The organism is Psychroserpens citreus, assembly GCF_055686305.1.
In genome coordinates, this window is sequence record NZ_CM145999.1 from 2,896,030 (window position 1) to 2,915,383 (window position 19,354).

Genomic DNA, 19,354 nt, shown 5'->3' on the forward strand with positions numbered 1-19,354 from the left:
TATTTTTGAGTTCAAAATGTAGATACTTGGACAGATTACCAAATTTAGATCCTTTACGTTTTATTTTGGCTTCGTTGGTTATATGTTTCCATATCCCACAACTTAGTAGAAATCAAGGCCTTCCATACTTTTTGGATGCGCCAGTGTTTAATCGTGGCACCGAAGCTGTTTATATGTTTTTCGTATTGAGCGGTTTTTTGATTATTAGACTTATCTACAGACTTAAACAGCGTGATGCATTTTCAATTAAGAAGTTTTATATGCGACGTATTCTTAGAATATTTCCTTTGTATTATTTGATAGTATTATTTGGCTTTTTATTTTATTGGTGCATTTTACCGGTTTTAAACATTCCTTTTGAAAATAATTATCATCTCGGTGAAGGTATTATTATGACCATGTTTTTTATGCCTAATGTTTTTTCAAAACTTTATGCACCTGGAGGTATTCTAGAAATTTTATGGTCTATAGGTGTTGAAGAGCAATTTTATATAATGATAGCACCTTTGCTTTATTGTGTTAGGAAGCATAAAATACTTTTGGTTCTTTCTCTTTTAACTATAATTTACTTCTTTGTGTTTCATATGGAAGCCTTTTATGTCTTACAACAATATATGTTTGTATACTTTTTATTATTTGCAGGAGGCATCGTTGCAATTCTTGAAGAACAAAAGCGATTAGAAATTTTGAAACAGTCACCTATAATACCTATTCTTATTGTTATAACTACAGCTTTATATTTTGTTACTGATGTATTTCAATTTGAAATAGCTTTGATACAAAACTTAGTTGTAATGGTAATGTTTAGCTTGTTTGTGCATACTTTGGCTTATAATAATTATGGAAGAACTATCAGTAATAAGTTTTTAAATTATCTCGGACAGATCTCTTACGGAATTTATATGTATCATGTAATTGCATTAAATGTTGTTGTGTTTTTTACCTTGAAATCAAATATTGCCGAAATTTTTAATGGTACCATAACGATGCTTTTAATTTATATACTGACTTTTGCACTCACGATACTTATGGCGCATTTGTCCTATAAATATTTTGAATCTTATTTTTTAAAACTAAAAACCAAATTTAGATAATGACACTTATAAAATCGATTTCAGGAATACGCGGAACCATTGGCGGACATGTAGGTGATAATTTAACTCCAATAGATGCTGTAAAATTTGCATCAGCTTATGGAACATGGATAAAACAACAACGAGATAAAGATAACTATAGAGTTGTTGTTGGAAGAGATGCCAGAATCTCGGGTGAGATGATTCAAAATTTGGTTATGAATACATTGGTAGGTCTAGGAATTCATGTTATTGATCTTGGGTTGTCTACAACACCAACAGTAGAAGTAGCAGTGCCAATGGAGCATGCAGATGGAGGTATTATTTTGACAGCAAGCCATAATCCTAAACAATGGAATGCACTTAAATTATTAGATGCTAATGGTGAGTTTTTAAATGCAGAAGAAGGAGCAAAAATTCTTGAGATTGCCGAAGCTGATGACATGTCGTTTGCCGATGTAGACAGTTTAGGTAAAATTACAGTTAATGATGCCTATATAGATTTGCACATTGATGATGTTTTAGATTTAGATTTAGTAAATGTTGAAGCGATCAAAAAGGCTAATTTTAAAGTTGTTGTTGATGGCGTGAATTCAACAGGAGGAATTGCAATTCCTTTATTATTAGAACGCCTTGGTGTTCATCCCGTTAAGTTATATTGTGAGCCGAATGGTCATTTTCCACATAACCCAGAACCTCTTAAAGAACATTTGACAGATTTATCTGAAGCTGTTGTAAAAGAACATGCCGATTTTGGTATTGTTGTTGATCCTGATGTTGATCGCTTAGCTTTTATGGATGAAAAAGGAGAGATGTTTGGAGAAGAATATACACTCGTAGCTTGTGCCGATTATGTGCTAAGTCTAACTCCTGGAAATACAGTAAGTAATATGAGTTCTACTAGAGCGCTTCGTGATATTACGGAAAAACATGGTGGAACGTATGAAGCAAGTGCCGTAGGAGAGGTGAATGTGGTGAATTTAATGAAAAAAAACAAAGCCATAATTGGAGGAGAAGGTAACGGAGGGATTATTTACCCTGAGTTGCACTACGGAAGGGATGCATTGGTAGGAGTTGCTTTATTTTTAAGTTTGCTGGCCGATAAGAAAATCAATGTTAGTGACTTGAGAGCATCTTATCCAAGCTATTTTATGAGTAAAAAGAAAATTCAACTTACACCAGAATTGGATGTAGATGCTTTATTAAAAGCGATGGAATATAAATACAGTCACGAAAATATCACAACCATAGATGGCGTAAAAATTGATTTTGAAGATTCATGGGTTCATTTGAGAAAGAGTAATACAGAACCTATTATTCGAATTTATACAGAAGCACCATCACAAGATGCTGCAGATATACTTGCCGATAGAATAATTTTGGAAATTAAGGGTATTGCAAATATTTAGTATCTTTAAATACATTTATTGTTATGATTTCTATTGAAACCCAAGCGCAAGAATCGTCTAAAAAACTTGAACATTATTTTAATCAGTTCAGGCAACACATTATAGGGATAGACCAAGAGTTTGAATCTCCATTTGGAACTAAAAAAATCATATACACAGATTGGACAGCATCTGGTCGTTTGTATCGACCTATTGAAGAAAAATTATGTAATGAGTTTGGGCCTTTTGTAGCTAATACGCATACGGAAACGACAGTTTCTGGAACTGCAATGACCAAAGCTTATCACGAAGCAAAGCATATTATTAAATCTCATGTTAATTGTAATGAAGAGGATGTGCTTATAGTTTGTGGTAATGGTATGACTGGCGTGGTTAATAAATTTCAAAGAATATTAGGTCTTAAAGTCCCTGAGAATCTTAGAGCTTACACTACAGTTCCTGATGAGATTCGCCCAGTAGTTTTTGTAACTCATATGGAGCATCATTCAAACCAAACGTCTTGGTTAGAAACCATAGCCAAAGTTGAAGTGATTCCACCAGATGATAATGGATTATTTTCTCTTCAGAATTTAGAAGTTTTGCTTAATAAGTATAAAGACTGTACGCTAAAAATAGCTTCAGTTATAGCCGGTTCTAACGTTACTGGGATTCAAACGCCTCATCATGATATTGCCGAATTAATGCATAAACATGGTGGCGTATGTTTTGTAGATTTTGCTTGTTCTGCACCTTATGTAGATATAAATATGCATCCAGAGAATGAATTGCAAAGTTTGGATGCTATTTTCTTTTCACCTCATAAATTTCTGGGAGGGCCAGGTACTTCTGGCGTGTTGATATTTAATAAGAAACTATATAACAATATGATTCCTGATTGTCCTGGAGGAGGGACTGTAAGTTGGACTAATCCTTGGGGAGAGCATAAATATATAGATGATATAGAAGACCGAGAGGATGGAGGAACTCCTGGTTTTTTGCAGACTATTAAAACTGCATTAGCTATTAAGTTAAAGGAGAAAATGGGAGTTGCTAATATTTTAAAGCGTGAGCATGATATTGTAGAGCATATTTTTAAGAGTTTATCTTCTGAGAAGCATATTCATATTTTAGCAGGTCAGCATCAAGATCGATTGGGGGTCATTTCTTTCTACATAGACGATTTGCATTACAATTTAGGTGTCAAATTATTAAACGATCGATTTGGAATTCAAACTCGAGGAGGTTGTAGTTGTGCAGGAACTTATGGGCATTTTTTATTGCATGTAGATCAACAAACGAGTAATGAGTTGACTAATGAAATTTCTATTGGCGATTTGGTTCGTAAGCCAGGATGGATAAGAATGTCCATTCACCCAACAACCACTAATGATGAGATTGATTTTGTATGTCAAAGTATTCTTGAACTTGCTAAAAATCATACTGAATGGGCAAAAGATTATGAATACGATGGCGGGACTAATGAATTTGTTCATAAATCCTTATTGAATAATATGCCTCAAAATGATGCTCAGATGAATTCATGGTTTAGTATTTAAATTTCCTTTTTTATACAATTGAATACTACATTGTTTTAATTCAGCAATACAAATTTAAAACCACTGTCATTTTTCCTATACATTACCACAACAATTGTTTGTTATGTTAAATTTATTTGGATAATAGATTAAACAAAACACAGAGAAAAGTCAGTTATTTTAATGATTTTGCAATAAGAATAGTTCTTTTTTGAAGTGTATGATTTTTGTATAGGCTAATTTTAAGGAATTATCAATTGCATCTTTTAAGTTTACGTCATAACAATCAATCTATATGACAACAAAACTTTTTACACTGTTGTTCTTTTTCTTTACATCATTGGCTATCAGTCAAAATGTAACTGTAACAGGAACAGTGACAGATCAAGCAACCGGGCAACCCATACCAGGGGTAAATGTCTTGGTTAAGAACACAACTAATGGTGCTTCTACAGATTTTGATGGGAATTTTTCAATTTCAAATGTCCCAATTAACTCGGTTATTGTATTCTCTTATCTTGGATATAAAGATTATGAGGTTACAGTAGCTAATGATAATCCTTTAGCTATTGCTTTGGTAGAAGACGCACAGTCTTTAAATGAAGTAGTGGTTATTGGTTATGGTACTCAGAAAAAGAAGGAAACAACAGGTGCTGTATCTGTTGTTAGTTCAGAGACTATTGAAAACTTGAAACCTACTAGGATTGAACAAGCCTTACAAGGACAAGTGGCTGGGGTCAATATTTCTTCAAATTCTGGATCTCCTGGAGCATCATCAACAATTAGTATTAGGGGTATTTCAACAAATGGCGATAGCCGTCCACTTATTTTGGTTGATGGTAACGTTATTGAAGACCTTAGTGTAATTAATCCTGGTGATATCGAATCAGTTAATGTGTTGAAAGATGCAACTGCAGGTATTTATGGTGTAAGAGCAGCAAATGGTGTAATTCTTATAACAACAAAATCTGGACGTAAAGAAATGCCGTTAACTGTTGAGTATAACGCCTATACAGGTTTTCAAGAAACTACTCGAAAAATCCCTGTGCTAAATGCTACGGAATACGCGCTTTTAGTAAATGAAGCTTTTGTAGCTGGAGGTCAAAACCCTCAATTTACAGACATTTCTAATTTAGGTATTGGAACAGATTGGCAGGATGAAGTTTTTGAATCGGCACCTATTAATAATCACGCAATAACTATTAAAGGAGGAAAAGAGAAATCTACCTATGCATTTGGGTCTTCCTTTTTAACTCAAGATGGTATTGTAGGGGGGAATAAAAATAATTTCACGCGTTTTACTAAACGTGGAAGCTATAGTCTAGATTTTCTTGACAATTTTAAATTTAATGCAGGATTAATTTATACGCATACTAATAAAAGAAACTTAAGTGAAAATGCTTTGGGATCAGTATTATTTAATGCATTAAATATGGATCCTACTAAAGGTGTTCGTGACGCCTCAGGCAATTTTACTATCGCTGAAGGTCTTGGTAACGAAGTTATTAATCCAATAGCACAGTTGAACGGTACTTTTGATAGAACTAAAGTAAATCGATTAAGCGGTAATGCTGGTTTATCTTATAAGTTTTTAGATCATTTTACTGCTCAAGCTAATATTCAAGCAAATTATTCTGAGGTTAAAGGAAAAGTCTTTAGACCTGTTGCTAACTTTGGTAGTGGTAAAGTGTTTAATGTTGATAGAAGTGAAGTAGTAGAAACTTTCAATGTATTTAGAGATTATACATTTGACGCATTTTTAACCTATGAAAATGTATTTAATGATGTTCACGATTTAAAAGTGTTACTTGGTGCTTCAGTGTTTCAAACCACAGGTATCTTTACAGGTAATAGAGCATTTGATATTTCTGGGAATTCTGTCGAAAATGCAAGCGTAGAATTGGCTCAAGATGCAGAAAATATTAACCAAGAACTTGGTTTCGATCCAAGGTTTGATAACAGACTTTTGTCTTATTTTTCTAGAGTACAGTATAATTACGATGGAAAATATTTATTATCGGCGGTGATTCGTCGTGATGGATCTACACGATTTGGACCAGATAATAGATTTGGTTATTTTCCTTCTGGTTCAATTGGATGGATTGCTTCCGAAGAAGATTTTTTAAGTGATAATAATTTTATAGATTTTCTTAAATTAAGAGTGTCTTATGGTGTGCTTGGTAATGATAGGATTGCTGATTTCGGATTTGTATCCTTATTAGATGGAGAAGGAACTTATGTATTTGACGATGGTATTATTTCCGGAGCAGCCTTAGGACCAGTTTCTAATCCTGAAATTCGCTGGGAAAAACAAAAAACTTTCGATATAGGTGTAGATTTAAGATTCTTAGATAACAAATTTGATATAACAGCAGATTATTTTAAAAGAACCACTGATGATTTATTAGTAGTGCCTCAGGTATCTGGTATACTTGGTGTTGGTGCTCCTGGTGCTGGTCCTCCCGTTGTTAATGGGGGAGAAGTTGAAAACAAAGGGTTTGAGTTCGCTATTGGTTATACTAATAGAGTGTCTGATGATTTTAAATTCAGTGTAAGATATAATGTAACAACAATTCAAAATGAAGTGTTATCAGTGAACACTGAAGGCGGATTTATTGCTGGAGGATCATTTGGAGTTGGACAAGATCCACCGTCACGAATGGAAGCTGGTTTCCCTATAGGATATTTTAGAGGTTTTAAAACCGATGGGATTTTTCAAACACAAGCAGAGATTGATGCATCTACTACAATAAATGATCAGGTACTTCCTGGAGATATTAAGTTTGTAGATATCAATAATGATGGTGTGATTGATGATAATGATAAGACAAATTTAGGAGATCCAATTCCTGATGCTACAATGGGACTTAATCTTTCTGTTGATTTTAAGAATTTTGACTTTTCAGCTTATGCTTTTGCTTCTGTTGGAAATGAAATTGTTAGAAATTATGAGCGTAATCAACCTCTTACTAATAGAAGTGTAGTGTTTTTAGATCGTTGGACTGGCCCTGGCACAAGTAATACAGATCCTAGGGTTACAACTGGCGCGACATCTAATGGATTATTCTCAGATTATTTCGTTGAAGATGGTTCATTTGTGCGTTTGCAAAATGTACAATTGGGATATACGTTCAATCAATCTGAGAACTCTAAGCTTGATAAATTTCGTATATATGTATCTGCTAGTAACTTAGTAACATTAACCGAGTATAGAGGATATGATCCAACCGCATCAACAGGAGCTCCAATTGGAGGTGGAATTGACCAAGGATTTTACCCAAGTCCACAAACATATTTATTAGGAGTTAACTTAAAATTTTAATGAGCTATGAAACAGATAAAAATTAAAAGTATACTAGTATTAGCCTTAATAATGTTTTCTTCTTGTGGAGATGACTTTATTGATGTTGATCCACAAAATGAAACTTCTGATACCTTTTTTAATACTGAAGAAGAGTATCAATCAGCATTAATTGCTGCATACGATCCATTACATTCTACATATTTAAATGTCATGTTAGGAGAAATAGCATCTGATAATACCTTAGCTGGTGGTGAAAGTGCAACAGATGTTCCTGGGATTCAGGAAATTGATGATATGATACATACGCCAGTGAATCAGCAATTGAGAGATATCTGGAGTTGGATGTATGGCGGTGTAAATAGAGCTAATTTTATTATGGAATTTCAAGATAAATTGGATTTTCCTAATAAGAATTCAGTACTTGCTCAAACACGTTTTTTAAGAGCATATTATTATTTTGAATTGGTAAAATGGTTTGGTGATATTCCATTTGTTGTGGATAGACGATTTGTTCTTGGAGAAGAATTTTCTATCGAAAGAACGCCTAAAGCTGAAGTGTATGCGCAAATTGAACAAGATTTAATTTTTGCTGCCGATAACTTAACATATACAGCATCAGAATCTGGAAGAGTTACTAAAGGTGCTGCGCAAGCTTTACTCGGTAAAGTGTATTTGTACCAAGATAAATTTAGTGAAGCTGCTCCTGTTTTGGAAGATTTAATTGCTAATGGCCCGTATGATTTATTATCAGACTACACAACAATGTTTGAGAATGATAATGAAAATAATATAGAATCTGTATTTGAAGTGCAATACTCTGACGAAGAGGGAGCAGGTTTCGATTGTTTGCAGTGTAGTGAAGGAAATGTAGCAGTCGGTTTTAATGGTATAAGAAATTATACAGGTCCAGAATTTGAATCAGGATTTAGTTTTAATGTGCCAGTTCAAGAAGTGGTAGACGCCTTTGAGGATGGAGATCTTCGTAAGGATACCGCAATTTTAGATATTGATGCTTGGGCTGCAGATACTGGAGCAACATTTGCTACAGGATTTGAGCACACAGGATACTTTAACAGAAAGTATATTTCTAGGCAAGGCGATTTAAATACTGGAGACGCTAACTTAACAAACCCGAATAATTACAGGGCGATTCGTTTTGCCGATGTGTTACTAATGGCAGCTGAAGCTTTAAATCGTGGAGGAATAAATGACATGCAAGCACAGCAATATTTGAATAGAGTACGCTCTAGAGCAGGATTACCTGATGCTAATGTAACAGGAACAAATTTAACGAACGCTATTTATAAAGAGCGTCGCGTAGAACTAGTTGGAGAAGGACATCATTTCTTCGACTTAGTTAGAACTGGAAGAGCAGCTCAAGAAATTGATGGTTTTCAAGCAGGAAAGCATGAAGTATTTCCAATTCCATTAATTGAAATACAACTTGCTGGAGGTAATTGGGAACAAAATCCAGGATACTAAAAAATAAAAATTGAAATTATGAAAACAATAAAATATGTATTAACTCTTTTTGTAGCATTTAGTGTAGTTACTAGCTGTCAAAATGATGATGACAATTTAGATCTTCTAAATGATTTAACTGCACCAACAGAAGTTTCGGCTACCTTTAATGTATCTCAGGATAATACAGGAACAGTCTTAATAACGCCTAATGCAGTTGGTGCTGCCACTTATAACATTACTTTGGGTGATGGAACCGAAACACCAGTAGCAATAAACCAAGGTGAAAGTACTCAACATGTTTATGATGAAGGTACTTATACAGTTACCGTTGAAGCTGTTAGTATTAATGGACTTACAACTGAAGTAACACAACAATTAGTTGTGTCTTTCAGAGCTCCAGAAAATTTAGAAATTACTGCAGAGATTGATGCGTCTAATCCATTTCAAGTGAATGTTTCTGCTTCAGCAGATTATGCAGCTTCGTTTGAAGTGTATTTTGATACATCAAATCCAGATGAAGAAGCTACTCCATTAGCACTTGGTGATGAAGTTAGTTTTGAATATGATCTCGTTGGTGACTATACAGTTAGAGTTGTAGCTCTAAGTGGAGGTGTTGAAACTACTGAAGACACTGTTGTCGTTACGATAGCAACACCAACTGAATTACCAATAGATTTTGAAATTTTTGATACTACCGTATTTTTCGGATTTGGCGGAGCAACAGGTGAAATAATTGATAATCCTGATACCAATGGAAATGAATCTGCTAAAGTTGCAAAGATTGTTAAAGGTGCTCCAGAAGTATGGGCAGGGAATGTTATTGTAGCATCATCACCAATTGACTTTAGCACTAAGAAAGTTATGAAATTTGATGTGTGGTCTCCACGCCCTGGAGGAACATTTACTTTGAAATTAGAGAATCTTGATGATGCCAATACATTTATTGAAGTTTCGGTTCCTTTAGTTGGAAATAGTGAATGGGAGGAAGTCTCAATTGATCTTAGTGAAGAACCAAATCTAGAAACAGAATCGTATCAAAAGATTGTGTGGTTCTTTGATCTTGGAACTGCTGGAGATGGTGGTGCCGATTGGACATTTTATGTGGATAATATCAGGCAAGATTTTGCAGGTGTAGTTGTCTCTCAAATTATCGAAGATTTTGAAGGAACACCACCAACATTTATTTCCTTTGGAAATATAGCAGATACAGAAGTAGTTGCAAATCCAGATATGTCTGGAATTAACACAAGTGCGAATGTAGCTCAATTAACAAAGACTAATGGTTCTGAAGTTTGGGCTGGTACGTTATTCGAAACTGATGCTCCAATTGATCTTGCTTCTTTTGGACAAATTAACGTCAAAACATGGTCTCCTAATGTTGGAGCAGTGGTTAAGCTTAAGCTTGAAAATGCTGATGCAAGTACAACGTATGAAGTAGATCTTCCAACGACCGTAGCAAATCAATGGGAAAATTTATTATATGATTTTAACGAAGCACCAGCTGCTGATTATGTGAAAGTCGTAATATTCTTTGATTTTGGAAACTCGGGAGATGACTCAGTGTACTATTATGATGATGTTGAACTTGTTGGAACGTTACAAGATTTTTCATTTCAAGATTTTGAAGGTACAGCGCCATCATTCATTTCCTTCGGAAATATTGCAGATACACAAGTAATCTCTAACCCTGATGCTTCAGGAATTAATACTACAGCAAATGTAGCACAGTTTACAAAAACTTCAGGATCTGAAGTATGGGCAGGTACCTTATTTGTAATGGATGACCCTCTTGACTTAACTACATATAACCAAATTAGTGTTAAGACATGGTCACCAACAAGCGGAATCGTTGTAAAATTAAAACTTGAAAACGCAGATGCTAGTATTACATATGAAGTTGATATCACAAATTCAGTTGCCAATGGTTGGGAAGAATTAGTGTATGATTTTTCTGAAGCTCCTGCCGCAGATTATGTTACTGTAGTAATATTTTTCGATTTCGGAAATTCGGGAGATGATTCAATCTATTATTTTGACGAGTTTACACTTACTAATTAATAAAAAAAAGGATGATGAAAAAATTAAAAAGTTTAATTGCACTTGCTTTATGTCTTGTTGCCTTTTATGGTTGCCAAGACGAGGATCAGGAATTTGGAGATATTGTAGCTCCTACTAATGTTCAGGTGAGTGTAGAAATAGTTGGACAAGATGCAGACAATCCCTTTGGTGATGGATCTGGACTAGTGAATTTTGTGAGTACAGCAGATAATGCTTTAACCTTTCGCTATAATTTTGGTGATGGCTCTGATATAGATTCTGCACCAACAGGAACAACTTCTCATGTATTTGCAAGAACAGGAGTTAATACGTATACCGTAACAGTTTTAGCCTCTGGAACAGGAGGGGTTACTACTTCTCAAAGTATAAATGTTGATGTGTTTAGTTCTTTTGAAGATCAAGAAGCAAAAGATTTATTGAGTGGTGGAGCTGGCTTTAGTAAGACATGGTATTGGGCGGCAGATAAACCGCAGAATATTGGTTTAGGTCCAAATGAAGTCATGGAAGATGGCTCACATACCTTTAATGCTTGGTTCCAATCCTTGGCTTGGCATCCTGATAAACTGTGTATGTATGATGCAGAAATGGTATTTACACAGTCTGCAGAAGGTGATTTAACTTTTGAGCAAACAGTAGGAGAAGCTTACATACCTGGAACATTTTCAGGAACTCTTGGAGTTGATGGAGATACATGTCATGGAGTTGATGTTGTTCCTTCATTGGGAGGCGTTAAAAATGTACAGTTAGTGCCATCGTCGTCTATCGCTACTGTTGATGGGGACTACAGAGGAACAACAATTAGTATTACTGATGGAGGTTTTATGAGTTGGTATGTTGCCAATAGTAATTTTGAAATTATTACAATTACTGAAGATAGATTGCATGTTAGGGTAACTGAGCCAGGTTTTGCTTGGTATTGTGTTTTTCAAACAGACAATCCAAACGATTAAAAATATGCCTACAATTATTTGATTTATAGTCAAAACGACCAATAGCATTTGTTATTGGTCGTTTTTTATTAAGTCATTATGATGATTTATAATCTTCAGGAGATTTATCCTTGTGTTTCCAACGTTTATGTGTCCATAAATAATATTCTGGAGCTTCATAAATTTGTTGTTCAACACGTTTTAAAAACGCATCGGTTATCTCATAATCTTTAAACTCTTTTGGGTATTCGGCAAGGGTTTCAAATGTTGTTTCATAATAGCCGCGTTTTAGACGTTTTACTCTAAAAAACACCACAGTCATATCTAATTTCTTTGCTAACATTTCTGCTCCAGTATGTACTGGCACCCTAATGTTCATAAACTCGGTCCAATGAAATGCTTTTCTAGGTTTAGGAGATTGATCAGAGACAAATCCGTTAATGGTTGTAACGCCTTCTTTCTTCAATTTAATTAAAGTAGGAACCGTTTCCTTTGTCGTGATTAGATGGCTGTCATATTTAGCTCTAATACGCTTTACCAAGCGATCAAAGTATTTGTTTTGTAATTTTTTATATACAGCATAGCCTTTAGATTTGACATACGTTTGTGCAATAAAAATCCATTCCCAACTTCCATAGTGTGCACACATTAGTATAACACTACGATTTTGATTTTCTATGTCTTGAAGGAGGTCAATATTAGTGAATGTAAACCGCTTTAACATTTGTTGCTTTGAAATCGTAAGTGATTTAATTGATTCAACCATCATGTCACATAAGTGATGATAGAATTTTTTTGTAATACGATTAATCTCTTGCTCATCCTTTTCAGGAAAAACAAGTCTTAAATTATATTGCACAGTTTTTTTACGATAACCAAAAACGCGATAGATAAATAGATATAGTACATCTGAAAACGCATATAATAGCCTAAATGGAAGGATAGATACTAGCCATAGAAATGGATATACTAAAATGTAAACAAGAAATTGCATTAATATGTTAGATTTGTAACGGCAAATATAATTATAATATAAGTCTATGAGGAGTTTAAGTTTATTTACTGTCATTATTATTGCAGCTAATGCGTTAATATCCTATAAAGGGTTTAATGATTACGGGTTTTTTGAACGCTATAAATTTAATGTTGGTGGAATAAGACGTGGTGAACAGTTTAGAATGTTTAGCTCTGGATTTCTTCATGCCGATATGCAGCATCTACTATTTAATATGCTGACCTTATACTTTTTTGCTGATCGTGTTATTCAATATGTTGGAGAGCTTAATTTCTTAATAATCTATATTGGTAGTTTAGTTCTTGGAAGTCTTTTATCTTTATATTTTCATAAAAATGAATACCATTATAGTGCTGTGGGAGCTAGTGGTGCAGTAACAGGAATATTATATGCTGCAATATTATTGGATCCTAGTATGGATATTTATCTCTTTTTTGTTCCAATTCCAATTCCTGCATATATCTTCGGGATAGTATATCTTTTATATTCTATTTATGGAATGAAAAATAAAGTAGGAAATATTGGGCATGACGCACATTTTGGGGGCGCTGTTGGTGGTTATGTAATCACTTTATTATTAAAACCTTCACTATTTGAAACCGATTTATTAATGATTGGACTATTAGCTATTCCGATTGTTATATTGTTTGTCATGCATAAAACTGGAAAGATTTAAAAAAGAAGCAATAAAAAAAGCCTTCATTTTATAAATAGAATGAAGACTTTCCTTTTACTTTTTATTTTCAGTTTTAATTGAGAAGTTCTGCAATTTTGGCTTCTAAATCAGCTCCTCTTAAGTTTTTTGCTATAATAGTTCCATTTTCATCTAAAATAAATGTAGCAGGTATAGATCTTATATTATAAGCTCTAGCCACAGGGTCATTAAAATAATTAAGGTTGGAAACATGATTCCAAGTTAGTTTGTCTTGTTCAATTGCTTTTGTCCATGCTGCTTTTGGGTCTTTTTGCCTAGAGGTTCCATCAAGTGAAACACCAATGATTTCTAAACCTTTATCATGATATTTATTATAAATGTTTACAACATTTGGATTTTCTCTTCTACATGGTCCGCACCAAGCGGCCCAGAAATCAATAATAGTTACTTTTCCTAAAGCATCTGCTAATGCTAATTCCTTACCGTCAGGTGTAGGAGCTGTAAAATTAGGAGCTTTTTTCCCAATTTGAGTTGCTTGTAATGCCTGTTGTTGTCTTCGGTACGATACAAGTTTGTTATTAACTCTAGTGCCAAAAGCGGTAGTTTTCATCTCGTCATCTAAACTATCGTACAATCTCGTAATAATTTCAAAGTTTGCATTACGACCACCAATTAAGTTATCTAGTAGAACTAATGAATATAAGCTTTTAGGATTTTTTTCAATATAATCTATTGGTAAATTGGCATGTTGCTCATTAAGAACTTTGTATTGTTCACTTAATTTATTCTTTTCTTCTGCTTCAACCGTTGCTCTAATTTTTACACCAAGCGCACTTCGTTCATTTGCTAGATCTTCTAATTTATTTTGATAAGCAATTAAATCTTCATTTGCTTTTGTTCCGCTAATTGTTGAGTTTTTAATATTGTCTTTATCAAGCTCAATTGTGATTCGTTTGTTTTCAACAATTACAGGGACCGTTCCAGTAATACTATTTCCCGATAATAATAATACTTGAGGATTATTAACTTTGCCTTCAAAAGTAAAGCGTTCGTTCATTACAATGGCAGTGTCAACATTTACCATTCTTCCACGTTCTCCATTAGATTGTAGATACATTCTAATACCATTGTAAACTCCCGGAGCTGTTCCAGAAATGATATATCCATCTAGTAATTGTTCTTCCTGTTTGTTTTCAGTTTTACAAGCAACGATTAAAACGCTTACTAACAAAATTGTAACTATCTTTTTCATGTGTATGTATATTATGATATTTAGATTTGTATTGCAAATATACTAAGTTAGACCAAAGATATTCAATGACAATTATTAATAAATACTTAAAGAACGAATCTAAATCTACTATTCATAGAAAATTACAATACTTTTGTAAAAAAATAATTTTGAATGACTCACCAAGATACTATTGTTGCATTAGCAACGGCTTCAGGTAGTGGAGCGATTGCTGTAATTAGGCTTTCAGGAAACGAGGCGATCAAGATTGCCGATGATTGTTTTCAATCGGTAATACCAAACAAATTACTTGCTAATCAGCCCACTCACACGATTCATTTAGGACATCTTATTGAAGATGGCCGTGTTTTTGATGAAGTGCTAATATCAGTATTTAAAAATCCTAATTCGTATACAGGTGAAGATGTGGTTGAGATATCTTGTCATGGCAGCGTATATATTCAACAAGAGATTATACAATTATTTCTAAGACAAGGATGTCGTATGGCTAATGCAGGAGAGTTTACCCTAAGAGCGTTTTTAAATGGGAAACTAGATTTGTCACAAGCTGAAGCAGTAGCCGATTTAATTGCTAGTGATAATCAAGCTTCGCATCAAGTAGCGATGCAACAAATGCGTGGAGGTTTTTCTTCTGAAATTGCTAAGTTACGTGAAGAGCTTCTTAATTTTGCGTCATTAATAGAGCTTGAATTGGATTTTGCTGAAGAAGATGTCGAATTTGCAGACCGCACGCAATTTAAAGCATTAGTTGATCGCATTACTTTTGTATTGAAGCGATTAATAGATTCTTTTGCCGTTGGTAATGTGATTAAAAATGGAATTCCTGTGGCGATAGTAGGTGAGCCCAATGTAGGTAAATCAACATTGTTAAATGCGTTGCTAAATGAAGAACGGGCTATTGTTTCTGAAATTGCTGGAACTACAAGAGATACAATAGAAGATGAGATTTCGATAGGAGGTATTGGTTTTAGGTTTATAGACACAGCTGGAATTAGAGATACTACAGACATTGTCGAGTCAATAGGAATTAAAAAAACCTTTGAAAAAATTGACCAAGCCCAAGTTGTTGTTTATTTGTTTGATAGTTCTCAAAAGATTCAAGATTTATCGGCTATTCAATTTGAAATTGAAAAAATTAAAAATAAATATCCGCAAAAGCCATTGCTTGTAATTGTTAATAAAATTGATCAACTTTCAGAAAAAGAATTAAAAATGATAGATGTTGTCTTGGGCGCAGTCGATAGCTCTCATTTTATAAAATTATCTGCAAAAACTGGGATTGGGGTAGAGCAATTAACTAATTCGTTATTGGATTTGATTAATACTGGATCGCTGCGTAATAATGAAACTATTGTTACAAATTCTCGACATTATGATGCTTTATTAAAAGCATTTGAGGAAATTCAGAAAGTAAAACACGGGTTAGATACTGGATTATCTGGAGATTTATTAGCGATAGATATTCGTCAAGCCTTATATCACTTTGGTGAGATTACTGGCGAGATTACTAACGATGATTTATTGGGTAATATTTTTGCTAATTTCTGTATCGGAAAATAAATCATCAACTATACAAGTAATTATAATAAGTGATTTAAAACCAAACAATTACTATTATTTGACACATCATAAAAAGTTTTAAGATATCTAAAGTCCTTTGTACTCTAATATTTAAATAGTATTTTGTAGTTCTATACCTATACAATGGTGAAAATTGGAACACATGAAAAATAATGACTTCAGTAGATTCACAATAATTTTTGGCTTACTATGCTGTTTGTTTTTAAGTGGGCAAGAATTACCTCCAGTTCAAGTATATTCTCCCGACCAGTATAAAGCTGCTAATCAAAATTGGGCCATTTCACAATCTGCAGATAATCATATGTTCATTGCCAATAACAAAGGGCTTTTAGAATTTAATGGTGAAAACTGGAGTTTATATCCTTCTCCTGAAGAAACAGTAATGCGAACTGTACATGTTGTAGATAGTTTAATCTATTCTGGAAGTTATATGGAATTTGGGTATTGGAAGCGCGACTTGTTTGGTACCTTAAACTATACATCTTTGACTAAGCAATTAGCGGTTCCTGTTGTTGATGACGAGCAATTTTGGAATATTATAAGTTTAGATAATTATGTGTTATTCCAGTCTTTAGATAGAATTATTATTTACAATACTCAAAATTCAAGTTTTAAAATTGTAGACTCTCTAACGTCATTGACTAAGATGTATAGAGTAGAGAATACTATTTATTTTCAGAGTGTTAATGAAGGTATTTATAGAATAGAAAACGGAAATGCAGAATTGCATATTAAAGATGACTTGGTTAGAGATAATCTAGTCGTAAATATGTTTGATCAAGATGGTGAACTTTTGGTTCTAACTCAAAATGATGGGTTTTACCTATATGATGGTAACGCTTTGACAAAATGGGATATCGAATCTAATGATTTGCTTTCTCAGGTGAGTGTTTATAATAGTATAAGATTAAAGAATAATAGTTTTGCACTCGGAACAATTTCAAATGGATTAATTTATTTGAAGCCAGATGGATCTCTTCATTACCAAATTAATCAGTCTAGAGGGCTAGGTAATAACACCGTTTTGTCCCTTTTTGAAGATTTAGATCATAATATTTGGCTGGCATTAGATAATGGTATTAATTGCATTAATACCGATTCTCCTTTTAGTATTTATAATGATCAAAAAGGAACTATAGGTACTGTATATAGTTCTAAAGTTTATAAAGGAAATTTGTATTTGGGAACAAATCAAGGTTTATTTTATAAACCATTAGGCTCTAACGAAGAGTTTCAGTTTATTAAAGATACTCAAGGTCAAGTATGGTCTCTAGTTGAATTACATGATACACTTTTTTGCGCACATAATTCGGGTACTTATGTCATTAATGGCAATCAAGCAAATTTAATTGGCAATACATATGGGACTTGGAATATTAAACCAATAGCAAATACTAATGATCTGCTACTTGAAGGAAGTTATGACGGGCTTAATGTTCTTGCTCTGGATAATGGAAGATGGATTCTTAGAAATAAAATTGACGGATTTGATATCTCTTCACGTTATATTGAAACTCTTGAGTCAGATATAGTCTTTGTAAGCCATGAATACAAAGGAGTTTATAAAATTCGCGTCGATCCAGAATTCTCAAAAGTTTTAGCTATAGAAAAAGACACCTCCGTTACGAAAGGGCAAAATTCCAGTTTATTGAAATACAATGATCATATTTTTTATGCCTATAAGGAAGGATTATTTAAATACGATTCTAGCAGACAATCATTTATTAGAGATAGCTTGTATAGTGATGTGTTTAAAGATCAAACCTATACTTCTGGTAAATTGGTTGCTACAGATAAAACGAATAAGCTTTGGTGTTTTTCAGAAGAAGGTATTAATTACATTACTTCTGGCACCTTAAGCGACAGACCAGATATAGAAACATTTTCTCTTCCAAATGCGATTAGAAATAGTATGGGAGGCTATGAGAATATCGCGCATATTGAAGATCATAAGTATTTATTTGGGTCTTCATCTGGCTATTTAATGATTGACTTGGAAAAACTGATTGAAAAAGAATATGAAATAAGTATTAATTCTATCAATCAACTAACTATTAATAATGAACAAATACCAATTGATAGAAATGCGTTTGGTGATTTTGAAAATAAAGAAAACAACTTACAGTTTAACTTTAGTATTTCAGAATATGATAAATATGTAGAGGCCGAATATCAGTATCAGCTTGAAGGTATTTATGATGATTGGAGTGATTGGTCAACAGGTTCTACAGAATTGTTTAAAAACCTACCTTTTGGTGATTACGCTTTTAATGTTAGAGCTAAAATTGGAGATAAAATGAGTTCTAATATGGCAACATATAAATTCTCTATTGCAAAGCCATGGTATTTAACTAATATGATGTTAATACTTTATGTTATGGGAATTGTTGTATTCTCGCTATTTATGCATAATGTTTACAAACGCTATTATAAAAAGCAACGAGAAGCGCTATTAGAGTCTAACAGGCGTGAGATGGAATTAAGAGAACTTGAGAATGAACAGCAACTTATGCAGGTGCAAAATGAAAAATTGCAGCAAGATATTGATAATAAGAATCGAGAACTAGCAATTTCAACAATGAGCCTCATAAAGAAGAATGAATTTCTTAATAATATTAAAGAAGAGCTTAATAGTACTAATAGAAGTGACGATTTAAAATCTGTAATCAAAATCATTGATAAAAACCTAAACAATACAGATGACTGGAAGTTTTTTCAAGAGGCTTTTAATAATGCTGATAAAGATTTTCTTAAGAAAGTAAAAGCTAAACATCCAAAACTAACACCAAATGATCTTAAATTATGTGCATATTTGAGGTTAAATTTATCTTCAAAAGAAATAGCGCCATTGCTAAATATCTCGTCAAGAAGCGTCGAAGTTAAACGCTATAGATTAAGAAAAAAAATGGAACTTCCTCATGAATCTAGCTTAACAAATTACATTTTGGAAATTTAAAGACCATACAGAAGAGGCTTTTACCTATACAATTCCTATACATTTAGTTTTTTTTAACAAATACCTTTTATTTTTCATTATTGTTTAACGTAGCTTTAAAATGCGTTAAACAGAAGTATCGCTGAATTTTTCGCAACGAATTGT

At 33.4% G+C, this 19,354-nt stretch carries 12 protein-coding genes; 10 read left to right on the forward strand and 2 right to left on the reverse strand.

Translation table 11 applies throughout. From position 1 onward, the window contains the following. The first annotated feature begins 26 nt into the window (after positions 1–26). The 7 genes from ACTU6T_RS12990 to ACTU6T_RS13020 all read left to right on the forward strand — a co-directional run bounded on the left by ACTU6T_RS12990 (position 27) and on the right by ACTU6T_RS13020 (position 11,772). A complete protein-coding gene (locus tag ACTU6T_RS12990; protein WP_460218623.1) occupies positions 27–1,094 on the forward strand; it encodes an acyltransferase family protein in 1,068 nt (355 codons plus the stop codon). Next, positions 1,094–2,482: a phosphoglucosamine mutase gene (glmM, locus tag ACTU6T_RS12995; RefSeq protein WP_460218624.1), complete on the forward strand. Its 1,389-nt coding sequence runs from the start codon at positions 1,094–1,096 to the stop codon at positions 2,480–2,482. The genes ACTU6T_RS12990 and glmM overlap by 1 nt, the downstream gene beginning before the upstream one ends. 23 nt (positions 2,483–2,505) lie before the next feature. Further along, positions 2,506–4,017: an aminotransferase class V-fold PLP-dependent enzyme gene (locus ACTU6T_RS13000; RefSeq protein WP_460218625.1), complete on the forward strand. Its 1,512-nt coding sequence runs from the start codon at positions 2,506–2,508 to the stop codon at positions 4,015–4,017. Between the two features lie 274 nt (positions 4,018–4,291). Beyond that, a complete protein-coding gene (locus tag ACTU6T_RS13005) occupies positions 4,292–7,318 on the forward strand; it encodes a SusC/RagA family TonB-linked outer membrane protein (RefSeq protein ID WP_460218626.1) in 3,027 nt (1,008 codons plus the stop codon). Between the two features lie 6 nt (positions 7,319–7,324). Next, a complete protein-coding gene (locus ACTU6T_RS13010; protein WP_460218627.1) occupies positions 7,325–8,782 on the forward strand; it encodes a RagB/SusD family nutrient uptake outer membrane protein in 1,458 nt (485 codons plus the stop codon). 18 nt (positions 8,783–8,800) lie between these two features. Beyond that, positions 8,801–10,822 carry a phage tail protein gene (locus ACTU6T_RS13015; protein ID WP_460218628.1) on the forward strand — a complete coding sequence of 674 codons (2,022 nt, stop codon included), beginning with the start codon at positions 8,801–8,803 and terminating at the stop codon, positions 10,820–10,822. 14 nt (positions 10,823–10,836) lie between these two features. After that, positions 10,837–11,772 carry a PKD domain-containing protein gene (locus ACTU6T_RS13020; protein WP_460218629.1) on the forward strand — a complete coding sequence of 312 codons (936 nt, stop codon included), beginning with the start codon at positions 10,837–10,839 and terminating at the stop codon, positions 11,770–11,772. A 76-nt stretch (positions 11,773–11,848) separates the two neighbouring features. Here the strand turns inward: ACTU6T_RS13020 and ACTU6T_RS13025 are convergent, their stop codons facing one another. Then, entirely contained in the window at positions 11,849–12,745 is an 897-nt protein-coding gene (locus ACTU6T_RS13025) for a lysophospholipid acyltransferase family protein (protein WP_460218630.1), read from the reverse strand. Positions 12,746–12,791: 46 nt separating this feature from the next. On the opposite strand from ACTU6T_RS13025, the gene ACTU6T_RS13030 reads away from it, so the two are divergent. Next, positions 12,792–13,442 (forward strand): rhomboid family intramembrane serine protease, encoded by a 651-nt coding sequence (locus tag ACTU6T_RS13030; RefSeq protein ID WP_460218631.1) that lies wholly within the window; start codon positions 12,792–12,794, stop codon positions 13,440–13,442. A 73-nt stretch (positions 13,443–13,515) separates the two neighbouring features. On the opposite strand, the gene ACTU6T_RS13035 is transcribed toward ACTU6T_RS13030, so the two are convergent. Further along, on the reverse strand, positions 13,516–14,673 hold the full coding sequence (locus ACTU6T_RS13035; protein ID WP_460218632.1) for a redoxin domain-containing protein: 1,158 nt from the start codon (positions 14,671–14,673) through the stop codon (positions 13,516–13,518). Between the two features lie 153 nt (positions 14,674–14,826). Here ACTU6T_RS13035 and mnmE point away from each other — a divergent pair, with 153 nt between their 5' ends. Next, complete coding sequence (mnmE, locus tag ACTU6T_RS13040; protein ID WP_460218633.1) at positions 14,827–16,233, forward strand: tRNA uridine-5-carboxymethylaminomethyl(34) synthesis GTPase MnmE; 1,407 nt, start codon at positions 14,827–14,829, stop codon at positions 16,231–16,233. Positions 16,234–16,396: 163 nt separating this feature from the next. Next, entirely contained in the window at positions 16,397–19,210 is a 2,814-nt protein-coding gene (locus ACTU6T_RS13045; protein WP_460218634.1) for a LuxR family transcriptional regulator, read from the forward strand. Positions 19,211–19,354 lie beyond the last annotated feature (144 nt).